Annotated in this window: 19 protein-coding genes and 1 pseudogene; 8 read left to right on the top strand and 12 right to left on the bottom strand. The window is 65.0% G+C overall.

Going from position 1 to position 23,480, the window contains the following annotated elements; all coding sequences use genetic code 11:
- Window positions 1-72: 72 nt before the first annotated feature.
- Window positions 73-1,983: a hypothetical protein gene (locus tag IEX78_RS19900; RefSeq protein WP_188830538.1), complete on the bottom strand. Its 1,911-nt coding sequence runs from the start codon at window positions 1,981-1,983 to the stop codon at window positions 73-75.
- A gap of 294 nt (window positions 1,984-2,277) precedes the next feature.
- Here IEX78_RS19900 and IEX78_RS24390 point away from each other — a divergent pair.
- The 3 genes and pseudogenes from IEX78_RS24390 to IEX78_RS19890 form a co-directional block, all read left to right on the top strand.
- Window positions 2,278-2,379 (top strand): annotated as a pseudogene (locus tag IEX78_RS24390) (polyketide cyclase); the annotation flags it as partial.
- A 202-nt stretch (window positions 2,380-2,581) separates the two neighbouring features.
- Window positions 2,582-3,556 (top strand): DNA-processing protein DprA, encoded by a 975-nt coding sequence (locus tag IEX78_RS19895; RefSeq protein WP_188830537.1) that lies wholly within the window; start codon window positions 2,582-2,584, stop codon window positions 3,554-3,556.
- Between the two features lie 189 nt (window positions 3,557-3,745).
- Complete coding sequence (locus tag IEX78_RS19890) at window positions 3,746-4,339, top strand: phosphoribosyltransferase (RefSeq protein WP_188830536.1); 594 nt, start codon at window positions 3,746-3,748, stop codon at window positions 4,337-4,339.
- A gap of 204 nt (window positions 4,340-4,543) precedes the next feature.
- On the opposite strand, the gene IEX78_RS19885 is transcribed toward IEX78_RS19890, so the two are convergent.
- From IEX78_RS19885 to IEX78_RS19865, 5 genes are all read right to left on the bottom strand, one after another.
- Window positions 4,544-4,819, bottom strand: a complete 276-nt coding sequence (locus IEX78_RS19885) for a hypothetical protein (RefSeq protein ID WP_188830535.1) — start codon at window positions 4,817-4,819, stop codon at window positions 4,544-4,546.
- A 13-nt stretch (window positions 4,820-4,832) separates the two neighbouring features.
- A complete protein-coding gene (locus tag IEX78_RS19880) occupies window positions 4,833-5,609 on the bottom strand; it encodes a DUF8176 domain-containing protein (RefSeq protein WP_188830534.1) in 777 nt (258 codons plus the stop codon).
- A gap of 17 nt (window positions 5,610-5,626) precedes the next feature.
- A complete protein-coding gene (locus tag IEX78_RS24665; RefSeq protein WP_308426570.1) occupies window positions 5,627-6,994 on the bottom strand; it encodes a glutaredoxin family protein in 1,368 nt (455 codons plus the stop codon).
- Window positions 6,995-8,316: 1,322 nt separating this feature from the next.
- Complete coding sequence (locus IEX78_RS19870) at window positions 8,317-8,844, bottom strand: hypothetical protein (protein ID WP_188830533.1); 528 nt, start codon at window positions 8,842-8,844, stop codon at window positions 8,317-8,319.
- A 390-nt stretch (window positions 8,845-9,234) separates the two neighbouring features.
- Window positions 9,235-9,684, bottom strand: a complete 450-nt coding sequence (locus IEX78_RS19865; protein ID WP_188830532.1) for a hypothetical protein — start codon at window positions 9,682-9,684, stop codon at window positions 9,235-9,237.
- A 412-nt stretch (window positions 9,685-10,096) separates the two neighbouring features.
- Here IEX78_RS19865 and IEX78_RS19860 point away from each other — a divergent pair, with 412 nt between their 5' ends.
- Window positions 10,097-10,609 (top strand): hypothetical protein, encoded by a 513-nt coding sequence (locus IEX78_RS19860; RefSeq protein ID WP_188830531.1) that lies wholly within the window; start codon window positions 10,097-10,099, stop codon window positions 10,607-10,609.
- On the opposite strand, the gene IEX78_RS19855 is transcribed toward IEX78_RS19860, so the two are convergent.
- Both IEX78_RS19855 and IEX78_RS19850 read right to left on the bottom strand, forming a co-directional pair.
- Window positions 10,543-11,256 carry a hypothetical protein gene (locus tag IEX78_RS19855; RefSeq protein WP_188830530.1) on the bottom strand — a complete coding sequence of 238 codons (714 nt, stop codon included), beginning with the start codon at window positions 11,254-11,256 and terminating at the stop codon, window positions 10,543-10,545. The two genes, IEX78_RS19860 and IEX78_RS19855, sit on opposite strands and share 67 nt — an antisense overlap.
- A 75-nt stretch (window positions 11,257-11,331) precedes the next feature.
- A complete protein-coding gene (locus tag IEX78_RS19850; RefSeq protein ID WP_188830529.1) occupies window positions 11,332-11,583 on the bottom strand; it encodes a hypothetical protein in 252 nt (83 codons plus the stop codon).
- Between the two features lie 738 nt (window positions 11,584-12,321).
- Between IEX78_RS19850 and IEX78_RS19845 the strand changes: the two genes are divergently transcribed.
- Window positions 12,322-17,196, top strand: coding sequence for a helicase-like domain-containing protein (locus tag IEX78_RS19845; RefSeq protein WP_188830528.1), 4,875 nt, complete (start codon window positions 12,322-12,324; stop codon window positions 17,194-17,196).
- A gap of 164 nt (window positions 17,197-17,360) precedes the next feature.
- On the opposite strand, the gene IEX78_RS19840 is transcribed toward IEX78_RS19845, so the two are convergent.
- A complete protein-coding gene (locus IEX78_RS19840) occupies window positions 17,361-17,699 on the bottom strand; it encodes a hypothetical protein (protein WP_188830786.1) in 339 nt (112 codons plus the stop codon).
- A 25-nt stretch (window positions 17,700-17,724) separates the two neighbouring features.
- Here IEX78_RS19840 and IEX78_RS19835 point away from each other — a divergent pair, with 25 nt between their 5' ends.
- Complete coding sequence (locus IEX78_RS19835; protein ID WP_229684188.1) at window positions 17,725-18,018, top strand: hypothetical protein; 294 nt, start codon at window positions 17,725-17,727, stop codon at window positions 18,016-18,018.
- A gap of 188 nt (window positions 18,019-18,206) precedes the next feature.
- Here the strand turns inward: IEX78_RS19835 and IEX78_RS19830 are convergent, their stop codons facing one another.
- The 3 genes from IEX78_RS19830 to IEX78_RS19820 form a co-directional block, all read right to left on the bottom strand.
- Window positions 18,207-19,763 carry a caspase, EACC1-associated type gene (locus IEX78_RS19830; protein ID WP_188830527.1) on the bottom strand — a complete coding sequence of 519 codons (1,557 nt, stop codon included), beginning with the start codon at window positions 19,761-19,763 and terminating at the stop codon, window positions 18,207-18,209.
- Window positions 19,760-20,125, bottom strand: coding sequence for an effector-associated constant component EACC1 (locus IEX78_RS19825; RefSeq protein WP_188830526.1), 366 nt, complete (start codon window positions 20,123-20,125; stop codon window positions 19,760-19,762). The genes IEX78_RS19830 and IEX78_RS19825 overlap by 4 nt, the downstream gene beginning before the upstream one ends.
- A gap of 82 nt (window positions 20,126-20,207) precedes the next feature.
- The gene (locus IEX78_RS19820; protein WP_188830525.1) at window positions 20,208-21,575 is read right to left on the bottom strand and encodes an SNIPE associated domain-containing protein; all 1,368 of its coding nucleotides are present in this window, start codon (window positions 21,573-21,575) and stop codon (window positions 20,208-20,210) included.
- A 194-nt stretch (window positions 21,576-21,769) separates the two neighbouring features.
- Between IEX78_RS19820 and IEX78_RS19815 the strand changes: the two genes are divergently transcribed.
- Together IEX78_RS19815 and IEX78_RS19810 are read left to right on the top strand one after the other, a co-directional pair.
- A complete protein-coding gene (locus tag IEX78_RS19815) occupies window positions 21,770-22,735 on the top strand; it encodes a vWA domain-containing protein (RefSeq protein ID WP_229684119.1) in 966 nt (321 codons plus the stop codon).
- 36 nt (window positions 22,736-22,771) lie between these two features.
- Window positions 22,772-23,476 (top strand): hypothetical protein, encoded by a 705-nt coding sequence (locus IEX78_RS19810; RefSeq protein ID WP_188830524.1) that lies wholly within the window; start codon window positions 22,772-22,774, stop codon window positions 23,474-23,476.
- The last annotated feature ends 4 nt before the right edge of the window (window positions 23,477-23,480 follow it).

The raw sequence follows: 23,480 nt of genomic DNA, 5'->3' as shown, positions 1-23,480 counted from the left end.
GTGGGAGCGAGGCTTGCATGCTGGCGTCTGCGGGCGCGCCTATCGGCGCAAACGAACGGGCCAGCACCTGCCTCACCCCGGGTTTGCCGTGTCGGGACGGTGAAGAAGCCATTGTTGGTAAGTCTGGTGTCGGAACTGGTAGGCGGTGGCGTTGACGCGGAGCAGGCCCCTTTCGCGGGCCCAGTTGAGGAAGGTTGCAGGGCGGCTGGGGAAGTCCGCAGTGATCTTGAACAAGAGTGTGGAGGCGAAGAACCGGCCACTCGCAGGCCCGAACATCAGCGCGGTCAGGAACCCGGAGAGTAGCCCGATCTGGAGCCCGATTAGACGGTCTGATGCGCCGAATGCGAGGCCGTACCCGAGCCCGTACATAGCACCGCCGAACGCCGCTGCTCGAAGATCATGGCGAATCAGCCACCGCGCATTGGTTCCCATAGCTAGTTGATCGGTGCGACTGGCGGATAGTCCAAGCGTGAGGCCGAACACGAGCGCGACGCCGAGCCCGACCCCTAGCCCGGCTACCAACCCGGCCCCGGTCCCGGTCATGATCCCGAACATGAATCCGGCAATGATCCCGAATATCAGCCCGGTAGGCCACCGCGTGCGGGTGGGTACTTTCCAGGCGATGCGGCTGGCGCCGGGGGGCTTCGAGAGCCAGACGATGACTCCGAACATGACGCCGAACCCGATCGCACCTACGAGCCCGAGATTAAGCCCGAGTACAGGTCCAAACCTGAGCCCGAATACGAGCCCGGTCGCGAGTCCACTCATGAGTGCTACAGCCAGGATGTGAAGGAGGCGGGTTCGGGTGGCGCCGGCGATTTCCCAGATTTCGTCGAGGCGGATGCCGGTGCCATTGCGGTCGGTATCGCGGCGATGTTTTAGGTGCTGCGCCAGGGTGTGAAGCCATTTTTCGACGTTGTCGGGGGTGTAGTCGCGGAACTGCTCGATGTCCTCGGTGCCAGCGAGCGCGGCGGGAACCTGCGCGGCGAACAGTTCGGTGCGCACACTATCGGGAGTGCGGCAGTCGAGCAGGGCAGCAGCAGTGTGCGGGGTCCGGTGCAGGGTGGTGGATGTCAGACCAAGCATCCACGGGTTGCGCAGGGTAACGGCCATGGAGGTGTCGGTGTGCTCGCGCAGGTGGGCGGTGATCCGGTCCCAGGCGGGGTGTTTGGCGCCGATCCGGCACTGGTAGCGGGCTAGGTAGTCGGCGGGCTGGTCTGTGGCGAGCGGGTCTAGGTCGACCGTAGCCGCACCGTGCAGGCCGTTGTCGTCGCCGGCTTGGGTGAGGTGGTGGAAGTGGCTGGTGCGGCATAGCACGACGACAGGTCGGAGCGCCCATTCGCGTTCGTTGAGCCTGTCCAGCAGCGCTCTGGCGCGTTCTCCGTTGGTGGTGTCGTCGTCCATTTCGTCGAGGCCGTCGAGCACGGGCAGGATGATCCCGGCCTTGACCATCTTCGCGGCGACTTTGCCTGGCAGGTCATAGTCCAGTTCCAACCGGGTGGCCAGCCAGGCAGAGAACTCCTGTCCGCCGTCCCATCCGGCCGTGTTGACCCGGACTGGTACCGGTTCAGCAGCGCGTCGGGTTACGGCGACCAGTTCGCTGCGGCATTGAATCAGGCCGCGTACTAGATAGGTAGCGGCCACGGTCTTACCGGCGCCCGGCTCGCCGAGCACGACCAGCCGCCGTGGCTGGTCGAGCAGGTCGAAATATGTGGCGATCTCGTTGACCTCGGCCGAATTGATCCCGTCTCGCTGCTGATGCGCTGCGGTGGTGAATCGGACGGGCATGAATGCGCCCGGTCCCGCACGCAGTTCCTGCTGAACTTGTTGTTCAGCCTGGTCAACCGCAGCGGCGAGGCCGTCGGCAAGCCCTGCTATCGACGCCCAGTCCGACTTCGGCCGCCACCATAGATAGAGCCTCTTCGCTACTGGCACGCTCGCCCCCGCCGCTACGCGTGCGGCAGCGGCCTCAATCCCGGTCACGGAAGGAGCCTGCCACCGAAACCATTCCCCCACAGCGATGTTGACCGATTCGACAACGCCCGAGACTTGAGCTGGCGCGATACGCAGAGGTCGTAGACTCCTCCGGGAAGCATCAGTGAACAGAAGTGTCGATCTGCTGCCAACGCCCAAGTCCTGCGGCCATCCGTAGCTGTCACAGTCGCATCGATACGCAGGATCGCTGTTGGTCTCGCGTGATCTGCGGCGGGCGCGTTCGATGAACCGATCTGCGTTAGTTTGCACGACAGGCCCGTCGCCTCGAATCTATCGCCGCGAGACGCCCACACCCGGGTGACCCACACCTACGACTGGACCGAACTGCACGACGAGCTGCGTCAGGTGCGGGCAAAGGCCATCACCCCACCCTGGGCAGTCTGATGATCTGTCCCGGCTGATCGGCGTAGAACCGCCCAGCGAGGACGAACGGCATACCGCACATCGGCGATACCAGGTGGGCTGCACGGGCCTACGACAAGGTCACCGGCTACACAGCAGGCACTGAAGACACGCTGGAGGGCGGCGATCGGCAGGTCTTAGCGCACGCTGCATAGGATGACAGTCCTGCGGCTCCTGGGCTAAGTTGTCATACGCGGATGCGATGATGGTATCAAACACGCGTTCGAGAGGAGAATGGGATGCGCACCGCATGAACACCAACGACACCGAATGCGCACTACTGCTCGCCATGCTCAAACTCAAGCCCAACGGAATGAGCTGGCCCGAGGTCGCCTGCGAAGCCGCCCTCCGTGGATCGGCCCGCACCCTATGGGACGAGCTCTACCCTCTGGCGCTCGAAGTCGAGAATCTGGAGACCACCGAGTGCCGCGCCCTAAAAGACGCCGAGCAGGCATGGAAGCAGTGGACGGAACGCGGCAACTTCGACATCATCACCGTTCTCGATGAGCATTACCCAGCAGCGCTCAAAAGCATCCACGAAGTCCCGCCCCTGCTGTTCACACGTGGACAGCTCAAAAACGGCGAAACGGCTGTATCGGTCGTCGGGTCGCGGGACGCTACATCTGAAGGTCAACGCATCGCCGCCAACATCGCCCGCGGCCTTGTAGACCGCGGTATCACCGTCCTCTCTGGCCTGGCCGCAGGCATTGATACCGCCGCACATCGCGCGACCATCGATGCAGGCGGGCGGCCAGTGGGTGTGATCGGCACCGGAATCACCAAGGTGTACCCAGCCGCCAACCGGGGACTGCATGACGAAGTCGCGCGCCACGGCGCGCTCATCTCCCAGTTCCTGCCCGACGCACCACCTACTAAACACAGCTTTCCCATGCGTAACGCGACCATGTCCGGGCTCGGTATTGCCTCGGTCATTGTCGAAGCTGGCGAGCACAGCGGAGCTCGCATCCAAGCCCGAGTCGCTATCGGGCACGGACGCCCAGTCATCCTCACCGATCGTGTAGTAAACGCCACGCGGTGGGGGCGCCAAATGCTTGACCGGCCAGGGGTCTATCAGGCATCGAGTACGGCCCAGGTGATGGAGCTGATCGACAAGTTCGCGGCGTTCGCGAGCGCGCCTGGCCGACCTGTCCTTGCCTAGCTAGCCTGAGAGCAGAGACTCGCATCAATGCAACCGGATGTCGATGGTCAAGTGCGGATTCTTCGTTTGCTCGCGGGCGGGTTCCTGCGCAACGTCATCCGTGAGTCCTCGTTGACATGCTCGACATGTACGACCCCGATCGAGCCTTGCTATGAGCGGTGCTACGCCTGCGCGAATCGTTCAAACGGAATGGCCGACATCGTCGTTCCACTGACGTATGGCATCGCGGGCAGCCAGTCTGGTCTGATGATGCGCCAGTACAAGGATGATTCTAGTGCCGCTGTTCGAGAGCGCCACGCACTCATCTTGTCGTGGCTGCTTGCCGTCGGAATCAACCTGCACCAGCGCTGCATCAGCCGCCTGGTCGGCCAGCCGATTACTCAAATGCTGACAATTCCGTCGTCCGGCGGACGGCAGGGGGTTCACCCGTTCTTCCGCATCGCCTCTGAATTGAAGGCGGTGACCGCGAGCCCTGCCCTGAGTCGAACTGGCATCCCGGTTGGCTCTCGCGAGGTGACAATTGACAGATTCGCCATCGAACCAGAATCCTCACGGTTTGACGGACAACACGTTCTCCTGCTGGACGACACCTGGACTACTGGGTCTCGCACGCAGTCCGCCGTGCTGCGACTCAGAGCTGCTGGCGCTGAGCATGTCTCGGTGATGGTCGGGGCTCGCTGGATCGAACCCAAGTACGCAGACAATAGCGCCTTCATCGCCAGTCGACTCACCGCAGACTATGATCCGCATATCTGTCCCGTCACTGGGGGAGTTTGCCCCTAGTGCCGTCCGCGGTGGCGGCGAGTTTCGTGCTCCGCGACTTCGGTCTCGTGAGCGAGGACGACCATGTGCTCGAGCTCCAACATCGCGAATCCGGGACGTGCGTCTCCCTTGGACAATGAGTACACAAAGATGCCCACCGGATACTTGTCAGAATCCGGTGGGCATTTCGCGGCGACCGTGGTGCGACCTCGTGCCTAAGGGCAGTCACAAGATCGCGCGGAACTCGATGGTCACCACGACACTGATCAGATACTCGATCGTTGTTGCGAGCGTCGGCACGATCGTGTGATCGATGCCGACGACAGTGGGGGCGAAGATGCTACCGGTCAGCGTGGTCTCTTCGGCTGCGGCGGTGCGGGCGCGCTCTTGGCATTCCTCGACGAGGGCTTCGACGGTTTCGGAGATCTTCTCGGGTGAGTCGACGGTACGGGTGGCCGCGTAGGCGATGACATCGTCGTGCAGGGAGGTCGGGCTGCTCATGATCTCAGTATCCTCAAGGTCGCGGAACGGGTGTCGGAGCGGGCTTCATGGCTGCTTCGAGCAGGGGAATCGGTTGCGGCTTCACCTGGGGGAGCTCGGCTTCGGCGCTGCTGATGGTGTTGATGAACGTACGCCCGTGACGGTCGATGGTCGTGACGTTCTGGCGGTAGGTTTTCGTCTCGCCGGAGGGCCTACGCTCGAACACGTCGACAAGGTAGTGGGTGGGCTGCTGTTGGGTGATTGTCAGGCAGTAGACCGTGGAGACGGGGATGGTGTCGATGCCCTGTTGGATCGTCGCCGCCGAGTACGCCGGGGACTCCGGGAGCACCATGGCCCGGACCTGATCACCCGAGCGTGCGCCGTAGTACGCGTGCTGGAAGGCGAAGATCGCCGCAACCCCACCAGCCGTGCCGCCGGGCCCGTTGCCGCGATATATGTGGCCCTCCACGGCATTCGGGCAAGGACCGCCTGACAGAAAGTTCGCCGGGGTCGTTGTCACCACCGGTGGGGGAGTACTCGGCAGGACCGGAAGTGCGGTGTGCGTCGGCCCTGCAGCGCTCAGCCCCAACCCCAGCGCGCCGAGACCAAGCGCACCCACGGCCGCCGAGACCCCCAGAATCAGGTGCCGGGGTCGACGCGTCGGCTCGGGGTCGGTGTTGCTGGTGTCTGGCGCCGCCTCGACGGGCTGGTCGGGTTCGGGTTCCGGCGCGGCTTCGGGGACATGCACAGGCGAGAGCACCGGTGTCCAGGGCCCCGAGGGAGGGGCGGACCGGTCGGTGGTGGCGTTCATTTTGATCTTCTCCTTGTTCAGCGCCCGCGACCGAGACTGCGGTGCGGTGCGGGGGTGGTTGTGGTTGAAGCTGCCGGGGGCAGCGCGGTGCCGGCGAAAGCCGTTGTCGTGGCGATCGGGGTCAACGGTCCGCTGGCGGCCCGCAGCGACTGTTCACCACGGCGGGCCTCTTGTAGTGCGGCAAAGGTCGGCCGCCGGCCATCACCGCGCGCTGCGGCAACATCGGCGCCCTGACTGCGAGATGGCGAGGCTGCCGGTTCGGGTGCGCTGGCTTGGCGTACGTAGCGCATGGCCGCCTCTACCACCGCTCCGGTTTTGCGGGGATCTCCGTTGGGAAGCGAAGTCCATTGCGGCGAGCCCAGTTCGGGGATCTCGCCTCGCCGCTGGGCGCTCCTCAAGTACGGGGCGGCCCATTTCTGCACCGCGTCTACGCTCAGGCGATCCGCCTCGCCGGGGTGACGAAACCCCGGCTGCACAGCAGCCGCCTCCTGTTCTGCCACCACGTCGGTGCGCAGCACACCGGACAGCGATTTGAGCTTGTCGGGGCGAAATCCGGTGGATCGAACGTTTCCGGCTTCGACCACGGGGGCACCACGAAATCCCATGCTCAACAGACGCTCTCGCGCATCGGGGTCCTGGGCGACATCGACGACCCGATAGGCGAACCCGAGGTTGTCGAGCGTGCGTTTGGTGGCATCGCACTGCGGGCAGTGGGGTTTGGTGTAAACGGTGATCTCTACGCCCTCGTGTGGTGGCGTTTCGGTCGGTGGCATGGCTGGCTCCGAAATCTGTTGGTTGTCTGTCGCGTGCGTCGCCGTGGTTTCGATCGCGTAGTCGGCCCCGATCTCTGGGGCCCACACCCACCGCCACCCGGTCTCGGGATCGAACGAACGCCGAAACGCACCTTCCAGGGTGTTCTCGGCCTCGGCGAGGATTGCCTGGGCGGTCGGGAAGCCCTGGTCGAGCTGGGTATCGGTGACCGGCACGAGTTCATCGATGGCGTGACCGAGGTCGAAATGGTCGCTGAGGTCCTTGCCGGTGGCGGCCTCCACGACCACCACTTCCCGCACCAGGCCGATCAAGAGCCGTTGGACCTCGGCGGCGTGGCGGTAGCCGGCCTCGTCGCGGTCGGCCACGATTACCACCCGCGCCGCACCGGCGAGTTGGCGGGCGTGGGCGCGCCGAAAGGCACCCGCTCCCATCGCGTTGCAGGTGGCGACCAGTCCCGCTCTACGCGCCCGTTCCACGTCCTTTTCGCCCTCGACGAGGAAGATCTCCTCACCGTCGGCGATGGCCCGTGCCACTTCGGGCAGGCGGTAGAGCGCCGGGGCGAAACCGCCCTTGTGCCACCGGCCACCGGCGTCGACCCTGCGCTGGAAGAACATCTTGTCGATGCCCCGTTCGTGTGGGACATGTATCCGCACGACTTCGCCGAGCGGAAGGCCACGCTGGTCGGTGTAGAGATAGGTCGCGACCCGGTAGCGGGGGCCGACGACTCTGCCGAGGCGTCGCTTCTTCGACGGTCTCGCCGGATCACGAGCACTCCGCTGATCCTGTTGCGACTCGGGTCGAGGGGGCCGGGGTCGAGGTGAAGTGCCAGGCTCCCGGACCCATTGCCTGTCCCAGATCGCGTTACCGGACAGTCCGATGGCCGCTAGGACCTGCGTGTCGGGACAGCCGGTGAAGCACCGCACGACCGTCTTGGCTTTGTCCTTGTTGTGGATCAACCCCAAGCTCGGGTCTGCGTCCTCGTGCGCAGGGCAGCAATACATCGTCCACTGCCCGCGCTGAGACGACGGGCCGGGCAGGCGGTCGTGCTCGAACGCCCACTCGTCGAGAGCGCGCGTGATTCGGGCGAACGAAGCACGCGAGGCGGATGTATCGGCCACGGCACGCCACCTCCACAATTCCTCAAGTATCGAAAGTATCTAAAACAGCTAAAGCTGGTCATGTAGGGCTGGGCCCTACCGGGCGGTCGGCTCAGCGGCGCTTGGTCCGACCCAGCAGGCTCGCCAGGGTCATCCCTGCCGCCGCGCCCGCCAGGCCGCCTGCGACTCCCCGCGCCACGCGACCCGTCCGCCTGCGTGCCTGGGGTGGACCCGGGTTCGGGCGTCGGTACTTCACGGCGAGCACGACGACCGTGATCAGGATGGCAACGGCCGGGTATATCAACAGGATCGACATTGCCGACCACCTCTTTCTTGGTTCATCGTCCGGCCGATCGCCGGGGTCATGGTTCTAATGTATCGAAAGCATCCGAAGTCGTTGCTGTGGGTTCGCTGATCGGTCGAGACCATGCGCCGTCGCGCTGCTGGGCCTGGCGAGCCGCATCGGACCACTCCTGGCAGAAGGTCAACGCCGCGGTCGGGGGGAAGCCGGGGCGCATTCTTCCGGCCCAGCGAGCGGTCGGGCGTCTGGTGGAGCAGGCTGGGGCCGCAGATGTACCACGCCCAGCGTCCCTGGTCGGGCCGTTGGTCCAGCGTTCGGGGGCTCTGTGGACCGATGAGGAACCAGTGGTCCCCGATGTGGAGCGCACTGACATCGTAGGTACTCGCCAGGGTTCGAAGGGTCTGCCACCAACCTCCACCGTGCGCCCTGACGAGCAGCGCCAGCCTGATCGCACGGCAGTAGCTCAGTTCCGCGCGGATAGCCCATGCCGCAGTGGTGAGGACCCGGCCAAAGAATCGGGCATTGCGCGACCGCACGTTCATCGGCTGCGCCGCGCGAGGGCGGCCGGTGCCCCAGCTGCGGTGACCGGGGCCGTGCGGAAGGCGAACGAGCCGCACGCGACCGCGTGCGCGTCGCCCCCTCGCGCACTGTCGGCGATCAGTTGCTCGACATGGCGGGCATGGCGTCGGGTAGTCGATTCGTGATCGCCGCGGTGGCGAGTTCGATCCTCGGGCAAGCTATCTCGCCTAGCTCCGGCGTCCAACTGTGCGCTTGGGGCGTCGGCACGATCGAAATCGGCGTAGTGGGTACGCCACCGTGGGTCGGCGCCGAGCTCGCCACGATGCTCGCGCAGGTAGTGCGTGAGCGCGTTGTCCGCGCGGGCCACGGCTTCGGCGGAGTCGTCATCGGGATTGATTCGCACGAGCGCACCGTGTTCGTCGATGTCGATGTAGGAGGTGGCGTTCGCGGCGGTGTGTGCCTGCTCGAGCACTGCCTCGAGGTAGCGGGCGGTCATGATGACCGATTCCGGGGTCTTGCGGTCGGGGGAGATGAGTGGATCGGGCATCGGATCTCTGTCCTTTGTCGAGGGTTGGCCGGTTGCTGGGCTCGCGCCCAGTTTCCGAAGCATCTATTGATGCTAGAGACTCGATTGTATCGAAAGGATCTAAAGGTTGGTCGAGTCGATCGATATTCGCCAGGTTTTTCCAGGTCAGCGGCCTGAAAGTCAGTTTTCGCAGTTGGTCGCGCGAGTCGGGCCACCGGTGGGCTCGGATGCGCGAGTGGGGCGCGCAGATGCGTCGACCGTCGGCGATGCGTCGCTCGTGCCCGGCTCGCCGGTGCGGGCGGTCTTATCGGGGGTGTCGATCCGATGGTGCAACCGGTTAGAAATGCCACGGGCGCTCCAAGTTCTTATAAGAACTTGGAGCGCCCGTGGGGTGGGTTGCGGATTCCGCGGCTACGGTGCCGCGACCGTGTCGGCGGACTCGATCGGGGTGGCGGGTGTTGTCGCCGGTCGGGGGAGTTGGTCAGCGAGGGCCTCCTCGGCCCAGTCCGACCACGCCGGGTAGAGCTCGGCCTCGGCCCACCAGGTGGCTCGTGCGTCGGCCATGATCTTCGTGTCGCCGCTGTACGAGCGGCGCGGTCGGGTGCCCGCCTGCTCGGGTGGAACGCGTCGACCGGGAGGGAGTCGGTCAGGAGCGGGTTCGTACTCGGTCAACCCCAACTCCGCGCGCTTGCGCGCAGTCTTCGAGGCGAAGGCTGCGTCCAGCCATCCTGCCCAGGTCGGGAACTGGCGAATCTGCTTCTGCCACTGCTTCTTCGCGTCGGACCAGACCTCGTTGCTACAGGAGAAGTTCGTCCTGCCCTTTGTCGGCATCTCCGCCTTGTCGGACTGTGTGTCGGCCACGGGTTTCCTTCCCTCTCGACGGCAGAACGCGCATCCCGGTCCGCGGTCGGCTTCCCGCCGCATCCCCGATGGTTCCAGTGTATCCAATGGCCCGATCGCTGCTAAAGCACTGAGCGCCCGCCACTGCCGGGCCGCTTTAGGTGCTATCGATACTATCGAGCCTTTCGATATATTAGAGTGCATCGAGTTCACCTGCGGCAATCGTCGCAGGTGGATGTTCTCGACACATCAGCAACAACGGAACCATTGGGGCTGGTGCGATGCGCCGCCCCGCCGTCGAACACGGAGGCGACTATGGCGCGGCGACCGCGAAGAATACAGATCAGCGAAGACCAGCTGAGCCTGGAGGCACTATGGGGCGACCCGAACCCGGCACCCTCGACCGTCGACCACCGAAAGGACAACGAACGCGATGATCATCGACCAGGTCAGGACCTACTACACGACGTACCTGCCACGAACAACGCAACTGCTGGAGGACCCGCAGACGCACTTCCAACAGCTGGCAGATCAGATCAGTCAGCGAATCGAGCAGATCTCAACCCAGCTGGAAACCGACGCGATTACCCCCGGACAGGACTACCTGCAACGGGTGGGAACGCTGAACACGGTGCGCGCCCAGGCGACGGAGATGGCCTTGGCCGAGCTGCTGTACTCGATGCCCCCGGAGAACCAGGACGACCCGCAACCGAGCCGGACCGAGCGCGACCTGCTGGTGATGCAGCAGGAGGAGCGAGCGGTGGAGCAGCGCCTGGAGATGGAGCCGGGCAGCCCGGAGGCGAGCGAGTGGGATCGCCGGTATCCGCATCTGGTCGAGGAGGTCCACTGGATGCTGAGCGATCACGACGAGTTGACCGCTCAGCAGAAGCGCGAACAGCTGGCGCTGATCTTGGAGAGGCAGGACGCCGCGCGGCCGGCGCGATAGAACTCGGCTCCAGCACGCAGGACACCATCGTCACCGTCGGTGGACGGGACTACCTCATCGACGGTGTGCAGACGTGGGAAGTCGGCCGCGAGGTCGGCACGGCGACCAGCGGTGCCGAAGCCGAACGTCTGGCGCGGGCCGATGCGATGTTCAGCCCGGTCGAACTGGCAACGCTGCGGTGCACGATCGAGGACGAGGCCTACGCCTACGGTGGCTACAACCGGCCACCCGAGATCTTCAACCCCTCCACCGCGCCGCGATACCTCACCGAGGGGCCGCTGAAGGCGCTGTCGGCGGGGGAGCGATTCGGGCCGACCTGGTTGTGGGTCGAGTGCTACCTGCGGGCCCGCCCAGACCTCTACGACGAGACACCCGCCTCGGTCCAAGCCCGCCAGTACGAGCGCGCACACGCCACAGGGCCGATGGTTAATGCGGCCGGTGAACACCTTCGGGCTGGACGCTTCGAGCAAGCGCGCACGCTGCTCGACCAGGCTCAGCTCATCAACCCCGCCGACGCCACCGACTACGTCGAGATGCGCTCGCGCATCGAGCGGCTGGCGGGGTTCGTCGACAAACTCGGGCTGGCGGCCCGCGAACAGTTCGATGGAGTGCACGGACAACGGGCGCACGTCGTTGTCGATGGACACACTTTCCTCCTCGAACCCAAACGCGGCCAGTGGATCGTCCACCCCGCCGCCGACGCGGCGCCGATCACCGAAGCGCTACCCGTGCGCGAAGTCATGCCTCGGATTCGTGCCCATCTGGCCGAGCACCCAGAGCCGAGGATTCCCGCCGCAGCTGAAATCGTCGGCACCGAAACGAATCTCGCTACATCCCGAACTGATCCGCCAGAACCCGCACCCCTGGTCGAGGACGCGACGACTCCGTTGCCGATCCTCATCGAGCACACCACCGAAGGCACGCTGGTCCGCAACACCGACAAAGCGAACCTGCAACTCCGCCAAGCCCTGCACGACGCCAAATTCCAGTGGTCACGCCCCCAGAAATTCTGGTATCAGCGGCGGGCGACCGACTTCGCCGTGCGCACCCGCCGCGTCGGGTACCTGCGAGCCTCGCTCACCAGGCTCGGCCTGCCCTTCACCGAGACCGGCGCCGCGACCACCGCCGACACTGCGCCCCTCGCCTCCGGCCACGCGGACACAACACCGCAGACCGAACACGCAACACCCATCGAATCGTCGGAGGTTCAACAGGATTCGACCGCCCTGGCATCGCCGCCAGCGGCCTCCAATGGTGCGACCCCTGCCCCTATGCCGTCCGAGGCGCAGGCACCGACGGCGGTGCCTGTTACCACCGACCAGTCACCAGCGACACCACCTCGGACCGAGGCGGCCACCGGGCCGCTCACAACAGCGAGGGCCAATGCGACCGGTCCCGTGAACGCGGGATTCCGTCGCGCCGAACGGCTTCCGGCGCCCGAAGTGGAGATCCCCCGGTCGCCACAGCGGCGCATCGAGGCGAACCTCGCGGCGATCCAGACCATTCAGGTCCTCGAACGCGACGACCGCACCCCGACGCCGGCCGAGCGAGAAACGTTGGCGAAATGGACCTCGTGGGGCGCCGCCGCCGCGATCTTCGACGCCGAGCGTGAAGAGTTCCGCGCCGACGCCGAATCGCTACGAACCCTGATCGGCGAAACCGGATGGAAGCAGGCCAACCGCACCGTCCTCAACGCCCACTACACCGATCCGATGATCGTGCGGACGATGTGGGATCACCTCCAATCCCTCGGGTTCGTCGACGGACGAGTCCTCGAACCAGGTTGCGGTGCAGGCGCATTCATCGGACGTGCCCCGGAATCGGCGCGCGTGACCGGTGTGGAACTGGACTCCACCACCGCTCGGATCGCACAGGCGCTCTACCCGCACGCCGACATCCGGGTCGAATCCTTCGCCGACACCCGTCTGCCCGAAGGACACTTCGACGCCACGATCGGCAACGTGCCGTTCTCCTCGACACGGCTCCACGATCCGGTGCACAACACCGGCGAGCACAGCATGCACGACCACTTCATCCTCAAGTCGATCGCACTGACCAAGCCGGGCGGTGTGGTGGCGGTGGTGACCAGCTCCTTCACCCTGGACAAGAAGAATCCATCCGCCCGTCGCGACATCGCCGCTCACGCCGACTTCCTCGGTGCGGTCCGCCTGCCCAATGGCGCACATCGGCGAGTCGCGGGCACGGACGTGGTCACCGACATTCTGATCCTGCGCCGTCGAGATGGCGCGCCACGCCAGCTCGGTGGACCGTTCGAGCTGGCCACCAGCACCGAAGTGCCCTTGGCTCAAGATGCCGGTGATGCGGAAGTCGTCGTCAACGAGTATTTCCTCAACAACCCCGACATGGTTCTCGGTGAGCTACGAGCCGGAACCAGCATGTACGGCGGATTGGCAGTCGAGGTGCACGGGCGCGGCGACCTGGAACAGCAACTCCGTGAGGCGCTCGATCGCATCGCGCGGCAAGCCCTGAGCGAGGGCATCGCCCATCAGTCCCGTGCACTGGTCGCCGGCGAACGACGTGCTGCGGCCAGCGCACCCGGCGACGCGAACGAATTCCCTGGCCACCTGCGCGCCACAGCACAAGGCTTCGAGGCACTGCACGTCGACGGCACCTACAGCGAGCTGACGATCCCGAAAACCCAGGCCGAGGAACTGCGGGCATTACTGGGGTTGCGCGACACCGCGGTCGCTCTGCTGGAGAACGAGGCCGCCAACGCCGAAGACTCCGACGAGATCGAAGCCCTGCGCACGCGACTCAACCACCGCTACGACCGCTACACCGAGCGATTCGGACCGATCAACCGCTGCACATGGCATCCGACCGGACGCGTCGATGATGCGGGTGAGCCGGTCATGTCGGTCCGTCGTCCCCTGGTCATGAGGGTATTCCGCGACGACCCGCACGCCCCGATCGTGCTGGCGCTCGAAGACTACGACGCCACCACCGACACCGCGGTGAAGATGGCGATCATGCGCCAGCGCGTCGTCGCGCCGCGCACCCCGCGCACCGGAGCGGACACCGCCGAGGACGCGGTGGCGATCTGCCTGGATACGCACGGCCGCATCGACCTGCCGGTCATCGCGGGCCTGCTCGGCATCGACGACGACCACGCTCGCGCGCAATGCCGAGGTCTGATCTACCCCGACCCCGCCGAGGACGGCCGCTTCGTTCCTGCGGCGGAATATCTGTCGGGCAATGTCCGTCTCAAGCTCGATCAAGCCCGCAACGCCGCCGCCGCGAACCCGGAGACCTACAGCGACAACGTCACCGCGCTGACCGGGGTCATCCCCGTCGATCTCGGACCAGCCGAGATCGACGCCCGACTCGGCGCGGTCTGGATCGACGCGCCCGACGTGCAGACATTCCTGAACGAGGTCCTCAACGACGACACGATCACCGTCGAGCACACCAAGGCGGGGGAGTGGAAGGTTACCGGTGGCCGTCGCGGCGTTCTGGCGACCCAGGAGTTCGGCACCGCCCGCGTCCCGGCACCCAAAATCGCCCAAGCCCTGCTGCGCCAGGCTCCGATCCGCGTCTTCGATCCGGACGAGAACGGTGAGTCACGCATCCCCAACCCGACCGAAACCGAAGCCGCCAACGAGAAGGCCGAACAGGTCAACGAACGGTTCAGCGAATGGGTGTGGGAGAACCCGGTCCGCGCAGCGCGGCTGAGCGAGGAGTACAACCGACGTTTCAACAACCTCGTCTTGCGTAACTACGAGACCGACGGGAAGGTGCTCAGCCTGCCCGGCCTATCCCGGGTCTACACCCCGCGCCCGCACCAGCGGGCCGCGGTCGCCAGGATGATCGCCGAGCCGAATGTGGGTCTTTTCCACGCCGTCGGCGCGGGCAAGACGTTGGGGGTGGCGATGGGCGTCATGGAACTCAAACGCCTTGGGCTGGTCAGCAAACCAGCGATCATGGTGCCGAACTCGATGCTCGATCAATTCGCCAGGGAGTTCTTGCAGGCGTATCCGCAGGCGCGCATCCTCGCCGCCGGCACCGAGGACCTGGCGGGGGAGAAACGACGACAGTTCGTCGCCCGCGCAGCGACCGGCGATTGGGACGCGATCATCTTGACTCGCGGGTCATTCCAACGCCTCGAGGTCGCACGCGACACAGCGCACTGGTACTTCGACCGCGAGATCCAACCGCGCCGCGAGTATCTGGCCGAACTCATGGCCGGCGGGGCCAAACGCACGACCGTCAAACGTATCGAGGACGCGATCCTTAAGTCCGAGGAGAAGCTGAAAAAGAAGGTCGGCGCCCCGACCGATCCGGGCATCACGTTCGAGCAGACCGGCATCGACTACCTCGTAGTTGATGAGCTGCACGACTTCAAGAATCTGGCCACCGACACCCAGATCGAGTCCGCCGCCATCGCCGGAAGCCAGCGGGCGCAGAAACTGCACATGGTCGTGGAGTACCTGCGCGACAAGCACAACGGGCGCGCCATCACCGGCGCCACGGCGACCCCGCTCGCGAACAGCATCACCGAGGCGTACGTCGTGCAGCGCTACCTCCGCCCGGACTTGCTCGAAGACGCCGGAATCCGCAATTTCGACGAGTGGGCGGCCACCTTCGGCAAGACGAAGACCGAGCTGGAGATGTCGGTCGACGGCAATTCGTGGAGTCTCAAGACCCGACTCGTGGGGTTCCGCAACGTCATCGAGCTGCAACGCATGTTCCATGTCGCCGCCGACGTGAAATTGCCGGAGGACCTGAAGCTCCCGGTCCCCAAACTCGCGCGTCGGGCCGACGGGCAGCGTGCGCCGGAGGTCATCTCCGTCCCGGCTACCGACACCCAGCTCGAATACGTCCGGGACCTCGGTCATCGGGCCCAGAAGGTGAAGTCGCGCGCGGTTGATCCCACCGTGGACAACATGCTCAAGATCTCGTCCGACGGTCGTGCCGCAGCTCTTGACCTGCGCCTTGTCAAGTCGCTCGGACTCGGCTCTCGTACCGTATCGGCGCACGAGGATCGCCCGATGTTGGACATTGCGGAGGGAGGCGCCATCGCCAGACACCTCCACGCTAAGTCTCCGAGTCCCGCCACGGCGAGGTATGTCGCGCTCTACTCGGCGATGTCGCGCCATCAGCCGGACGAACAGGTCGGTGACGATCAGTTCGGCCTCAAGCTCGAAGCGGCGGCGGACTGGATGTTCGACAAATGGCAAGCCGCCAAGGACCAGGTCTTCCTCGGTCGCGACGGACAGCCACACCCTCGCCGCGGCGGCCTTGTCTTGGCGTTCTGTGACCTGGGAACACCAGGCGAGGACTGGAATGCCTACGACGAACTCAAGACCAAGCTCATCGCCCGGGGCGCACCGGCGGACCTGTTCGCCTACATCCACGACGCGAAGAACGACAAGGGCAAAGCGGCGCTGTTCACCAAGGCACGCAACGGCAGTATCCAGTTCCTTTTCGGCTCCACCTCCAAGATGGGCGTCGGCGTGAATATTCAGGACCGGATGGTCGCCATGCTGCATGTCGACTGCCCCTGGAGGCCAGCTGACATCGATCAGCGTGATGGACGTGGTATCCGCCAGGGCAATCAAAACGCTGAGATCGCTGTTGCTCGCGCCGTCACCGAGGGCACATTCGATGCTCGCATGTGGGCAGCTCAGTCGCGAAAAGCGGCCATGGTCAACCAGTTTCTGAAGGGGTCGCTCACCGCCAGGGAGATCGACGATATCGGCGATGCGGCGCTCAACGCCAACGAGGCCCTCGCTATCGCCAGTGGCAATCCGCTGGTGCTGGAAAAGGCCGAAGTCGACATCGAGGTCACCAAACTCGATCGCTTGCGCCGAGCCCACCAACGGAGCCAGTCGATGCTGCATATCCGTATTCGCGACGCTGACAACGCCATCCCTGCCCTCGAAACTGAGATCGACGCCTACACCCGAGCAATCGCGCACCGGAAACCGACCAAGGGCGACGCGTTCGCCGCCAAGGTCAACGGTCGATTCTTCGACCACCGCGGCGACGCCGGCGACGCGCTCGCCGCACGACTGGCCAAGCTGACTCAGGACCCCCGCTCGGTCTGGAAGGTCTTCTCCGACCAGGGCGTAGCGGAGATCGCGGGCCTCGTCCTCGACGCCCGCACCGTATCCACCGGCCGAGAAGTCCACGTCGAAGTTGTGTTCTCCGATGTCAGCACAGACCTCTACGTCACCCTTGACAAGAAGACCTTGGAAAGGGGCGGGCCAGGACTGATGCTCAGGCTGGAGAACGCGGTCAACGGCTTGGACAAACGACTCGATGTCGCAATGAGCCGCCTTGCCACCGAACGCGAGGAACGTGAACGCTCCGAACAACGTCTGGGCAAGCCATTCGAGCACGCCGACCGCCTCGACGGGTTGCGGGAACGGCAGAAGGCGATCAATCAGGAACTGTTGGGAACCAAGGCGCCACAGCCCGAGTCCGCACCTGCCGATGCGCCAGCGCCAACGACGAAGATCGAGGTCGTCCAGAAATCCCCACACGACGTGGGTCAGTTCGCCGGTGCCGTAGGCAATGGAGGCAGCACGACCCCTCCCCTCACCAGTCGGAGACGCGGTCGGTAAACCCGGTTTTTCGTAGGGCGGGGCCGAGACCAGCGACGACGCCTGTTATCTGGCGATGGACTGGTGCACGCGGTCACTAACGACCTGGAACGGCAGGTGTTCGACCAGGTCGCGACCCTGTTGAACCTTGAAGTGGATATGTTGTTCTTCGACACGACCTCCACCTATTTCGAGACCGCCGCCGACGAACCGTCGCCCGCGACGAGCGTGACCACCCGGTCCCGCCGATGAGGGTGGCGTCGACGAAACTGCCACTGCCGCGCACGAATCCGGCGGCAGCGCGAAGCCCGGCGGGTTCGGGGCTTACGGCTAGTCGAAGGACTCCCGAGATGACCTTGCCGCAGATCGTGATCGGGATGGCCGTCCGCTTCCTCGCTGCCGGAGCGCATCTTCTCGCCGATGACGTACTGGTGGTCGCGCTGCCGCAGGTAGCGGCGGTTCTCGGCCGAAGAGAAGCCTCGGTCGGTGACCCACACGATCTTCGACAGCGTCCAGTCCCGCATGTCGTTCGAACATGGCGGGCGGGACATGAAACAGTTCCTGGACCTGCGGCCGGTCTATCACCGACTCGAGGAACGCATCCGCGCGCACGTCGTGTTGTGTTGGCTGGCCTTGTTGATGATCCGGACCATCGAAACGACTACTATCGCAACGTGGTTCACCACCCAGCGGGAGTTGGACCGGTTGCATGTCGGGACGTTCACCGGCCCGGCGGGCACGTTCCGGCGGGCGACCGAGCCGACGAAGGCTCAGCGGGACTTGTTCGCCAAGCTCGGTATCCCGGTTCCGAAGCCGATCGTCGAACTGACCCCGACGCCCTGACCAGCGGGAATCTATCTGCCTAGAGACACGGTCTCTCGGCGGGTTTCTCTATGTCCATGCTGGTCAGGGCATAAATTGGGACTCCAGGCGCTATGGCCTATGCGGAACGCAGGCCCTGGCACGTCAGCTGAACTATGCACCGCCGGTATCGGCGTCGTGGCGCGTGCCGATGTCGAGATGTGAGGTCATCAGGCCCAGAGCGTGATGGGGTTCTGCCGTCGGGGAACGGTCTTGTCGACGAGTTCGGCGAGAATGTCCGGGTCGTCGACCAGTTGACCCTGGATGCCGTAACGGTCACCGAAAGGCCCGATGAAGTCGTGGATCCGAATCACCGCGCGGGTGATTCCCGCATGGGCGACTACCGCGAAGTCGACGCCGTGCCAGTTCGCCGGTCTGAATTTCCAGAAGACCCGTGCGGAGCCGAGTAACTCATCGTCGGACATGCCGTGGTAGTAGCCGCTGCCGGTGCGGGTGTGCACACCTCCGCCCCAGGGAGTTTCGTTCCAGGTAGCCGGGCGGTTGGCCCATTTCCCCAGTGTTATGAGCATCAGTCGACGGGTCGTCGGCAACGAGTACTGCGGTGCCTCATCGTCGGTCCGCATGTGCGGGTCGACCGGCGAGTCTTTTCGCAGCACCACTTTTCGCAGCTTCTCGCCGTTGCGCTGTGGCGTGGTATGGCCCGCTGCCTGCCACCATCGGGCGGCTTCGGCCTCGCGCCCGCTGAGCCGAAGCCGGATCGCGAGGTTGTGCATGGCGTTGGTGTCGCCGGTTTCGGCGGCACGCTGATACCAGTATTTGCCGTCTTCGAATCTGCGCTGAATTTCGCTGACCACCGCGACGTTGTACATCGCACCGGGATTCCCGGCCTCAGCGGCGAGGCGCCACCACTGTTCGGCGTGCTCGAGATCTTTCGCGCGGTGGAATCGTTGCGCCAGCTCGATCATTGCGTCGACATCGCCCTGCTGTGCGGCGGTGAGCACGGCGACCACATCGCCATCGACATGATCGGCCACCGCGGGTGCTGCCAGTGCGGTGGGTGGAGCGAACAGCCGCAGCGCGTGCGCCGAATTGTGAACTCGGCATTGTGGTTCCGGCTGGCTGCGGCCCCTGAGTATCTTGGCCGTGCTGGCGTAGAGCTGATCGAGGGTGAGATCGGTGTCCGTCGCGGCGGCCAGCAGGGCAGCGGTGAACGCGGTGTGGCGGTCGCCCACCGGTGCCAGTGAGTTCTGGTTCTTGGGGGACGAGGTGAGGATGTATGTGCCCTCGATTTCGGCGTCTTCGATGATGTCCGATGACGCGCCCATCGTTTCGAAAGCGTTGCCCGAGAAGCAACAATCCAGGATGACGATGCGCGCGCGAGCACGGCTCCTGCTGATCGTTTCGCGAATGAAGCTGTACGGCATCGAACTCAACACGACCTGGTCGGGGTCGCTGTCGGTCAGAATCAAATGCAGGTTTCCCCGTGGATCTCGTTTTCCATGCCCCGAGAAGTAGAACAGCAGAACATCTTCGGCCTCGGCCGCCGCCCGGGCGATCGCGGTTCCCACCTGCACGGACTGGCTCGGGTTGTGCAGGACGGTGCAGTGTGGCTCGGCCACTGCACCACCGGAGGGCGCGGTGAGGCGTTCGGCGAGGTCGGTGATGTTGTTGGCGACGGCGGGCAGGTCATGGAAGTCGGGGTGTGAGAAGCGGCTCGCGCCGACCAATACTGTGCGCCAGCCGCTGCGGTCCGCGGCACCGGTCACCGCGGGTCCGTAGGACGGTCGATGAGCGGACGTAGGAGCTTCTCGACGTCGTTGCCCGCCTCGACGCCTTTTCCTTCGACGGCGATCTCCTCGTCACCTCGGGTGACCGTGACTTTGATATGGGAGCTGCGCACCGTGAGCCAAGTCGAGAGCGATTTCGCCAGCGCGCCCACGGTGCCTGCTGAGGTGAGGATGAGGAGGCAATCGGTGACCCCACCCATCTCTCCTTCTCGAATAGGCGTCTCCACCAATGTCACCCGACCGCGCAACGCCCGGTCGTCGTTCAACCACTCGTGCAGGTCGAACAAATCGTCGGCACCGCCGCTGGTGTGGAGCGTGAGCTCGCTCTGCGTATCAACCACCGCACCATATTGCCACGGGCGCGACGCCGTCGAAACCGGATCGGTGCCCTGATTACGTTGTTGCCCAGCAACTTCCGTGTGATCAGCGCGACCTGGTGGATCGGCTCTGGTGGTACTCCACAGCTTTGGCCAGGTCATCGAAACTGCCGACCTGGCCTACCACCGCCTGAAGATGTTCGCGCACCTCGGCGGGAGTGGCGTAGAAGAACTCGCGGCGCTGGTTGACGAGGTTCACCCGCCGGTCGGCGAGTCGCTGATGCAACTGGTCTCTGATGCCGACCGCGTCCTTGTCGTAGAACATCGTGTGCATGTCGTACTTGAACGGCACCGAGGTGTTGCCGAGTTCGCGGATCCGGTCCTCCGGGTCGAACCGCCGGGTGAGGCCGATCATCACCATGTCCTTGAACGCCCCGATATTCGATAGCACGTAGACGAATCCGGCCCGGTAGTTGTCGGCACGATCCTGGATCGTCGCGATGTCGCTCTCGAGCTTCGCCAACAGACCGCGTAGCTGATCGGCGTCGGCGGACCGTGCCTTGCCGATCGCCTCCAGCGCGGCGAGGGATTCACGGTAGCGCCGTTGGTCCTTCTCCAATCGTTCCCGCTCCCTGGACAATTCAGTGTGCGCTCGCCGTTCCTCGCGCAGCCGATCGCGTTCCTCGCGCTCGTGCTCCTTCTGCCGCGCGAGAAACTCCAGGTAGTCGGCCGTCATCTCGAGTTCGCGGCAGCGCAGCGTGTGGTAATGGACGGACACCCGCAGCTGCATGGTCTTGCCGAGGCGTTCGATCGTGGTGGCGATCTTTGTCAGTCGGGTCAGCGCGCTGGGCAACTTGTACGGCTTGAGACTGCGGACGAGGTTGTCGGCTTCGGCGTTGTATGCCCGCAACATCAACTTCGAGTACTCGCGGACCATCTTCCGTCCCTCGGTGACCGAACCGTTGACGGTCCACGTGGTCGATGCCTCGATCGCACCACCGTCGCGACGCGCCATCGCCTTGATCTCGCCTTGCAACAGCTCCAGCGCCGTGCGGTAGGCCATCGAGTCCGAGAGGGGATGGCGGTACTCGTAGATCCCGATCTCCTGCAGCACCTGCTCGTCGCGGGTGCTGATCACCTCGGCGCGCAGGGCGTCCAGCATGGCCTGATCGTCGGTGACCTGGGTGGCGAGCTGGTCGCGCAGCTGCTGCAGTTGCGCTGCTTCGAGCCCGCCGAGCGCCGTCAATTGCGCTCGGAGTCGTTGATTTTCGGCCATCGCGTCGGCAAGTTCGGCGGACTGGCGCTTCGCCAGCGCGCGTGCGCCGAACAACGGTACTTTCGCGGTCGATGCGCCCGGATTCGGCGCGGCAGATGCGGCGGCCATCCTGTCATCGGTCCATTCGATGCCGTTCCAGTACCTGAGGAAGTCGGCGTCGGAGGGGTCCGGGTACCAGTTCGGTGGTGTGTTGCTCATCGGATTTCCCCCTGGCTTTGTCGGCTCTGACGAGGATGCCAGAACGAGCCTTCGTCGTCGACGGCTTGTCCTCGATTCGGACGACGAGGTGTGCAGCCCCGGCGACGAGCTGCCGTCGCGATGGAACAGTAAGGGCTACACTACCTTTCGAGTCCGAGATGCGTGTGGGATGGCGCTATCAGTGATCTGTGTTCATGGAATGGGGAGTCGTGTACTCAGCGGAGATCAACCGTAAGCAGCCGGCGTTGTTGATGTTGCTGGTGGATCAGTCGTTCTCGATGTCGGAGCCCGCCGGGCAGGGGCAGGGCACGAAGGCTGATGTGCTGGCGCAGGCGGTGAACAACTTGCTCGGCAACGCCGTGCTGTTGTGCAGTCGTGGCGGCGAGCGGATCTACAACTACTTCGAGGTCGGGGTGGTGGGATATGGCGCGAAGATCGGGCCGATCTTGCATGGTGCCGATGCCGACCGGCGGGTGTTGCCGGTCTCCGAACTCGCCGAGAATCCGCGCCGCGTCGACGCGGTGACCCGGCGCGTGCCCGACGGCGCGGGTGGTGTCGTCTCGGTGAACCAGCAGATGCCGGTGTGGGTGGATCCGCTCTCGGATGGCGCTACACCCATGGTGTCGGCACTGGCCTATGCCGAACCGGTGATCGCGTCGTGGTGCGCGGAGCATCCGTCGAGTTTCCCGCCGATCGTGATCAATGTGACCGACGGCGCCAGTACCGATGGCGACCCGCGCGACGCGGCCGACCGGATCCGTGCCCTGTCCACCGACGACGGCGCGGCCCTGGTGTTCAACCTCCACTTGTCGGCCTTCGGCGGGCAGGCGGTGACCTTCCCGGACACCGCGGCGGGTTTGAGCGACCCGAACGCGCAGCGGCTGTTTGAGGCTTCGAGCATTCTGCCGCCGTCGATGCTGGAAGCGTCCGCGTCACTGGGTTATCCGGTGCGTGCGGGATCCCGCGGGTTCCTCTACAACGCGGACGTCACGATGGTGATCGACTTCCTCGACATCGGTACTCGCGCGGTCACCCCGACCGGGCTGAAGGAGCTCATGGGCGCGACCGTCGATGACGCGGTTTCGGATGACGATGGCGATGTGGCCGATGACGACCAAGACGGGAGCGTGCGCGCCGACGGCGACGAGCCGACCTGGTGATCGACTCGAGAATTCGTTCGGGCACAGGGGGATACGTTGACAAACGCTCCAGCGGCGCGCCTGGCCACCCGGCATAAGGAAGGGCGTGACCAGGATGAGAACGATGATCGCGCGGTCGGGGGCACCGGGTCGCGTTTCGCGCTCGCCGACGGCGCGTCGACCACCGCGCGCGCCGAGGAGTGGGCGGAGCTGCTGGTCGCCGCCTACGCGATCGATGGCGTGGACATTCTGGAACTCGGTGTGCTGGACGAGCTCAGGTCGCACTGGCGGGAACGGGTCGAGACGGCGGGCCTTCCCTGGTACGCGCGGGAGAAGCTGCGGCTCGGTGGCGCTGCGACATTCGTCGGGGTGGATATCGATGTCGCGCATCAGCGGTACCGGGCCATCGGGATCGGCGACGCGTGTCTGCTGCACCTGCGTGACGGGGAGCTGATTGCAGCGGGTCCGCTGGATGATCCGCGCCAGTTCGGTCGCACCCCGGCCCTGATCACCACCCACGCCGGGGACGTCTCCCATCGGGCGGCGCTTTGGGAGCACGGCGACGACTACACCGATGGTGATCACCTCGTGCTCGCCTCCGACGGCCTGGCGAAGTACCTGCTGGAGCTGCATCGCGGTGGCGCGCGCATCGACGTGGCCACGATCCCCGGTGACGACGACGAGTTCCGGACATGGGTGGCGCACGCGCGCCGAGCGGGCATGGACAACGACGACACGACGATCTGCGCGGTGCGACTATGAGATT

It is taken from the genome of Nocardia camponoti, from assembly GCF_014646135.1.
Classification (GTDB): Bacteria; Actinomycetota; Actinomycetes; order Mycobacteriales; family Mycobacteriaceae; genus Nocardia; species Nocardia camponoti.
This window is presented reverse-complemented; position numbering and strand designations above follow the sequence as displayed.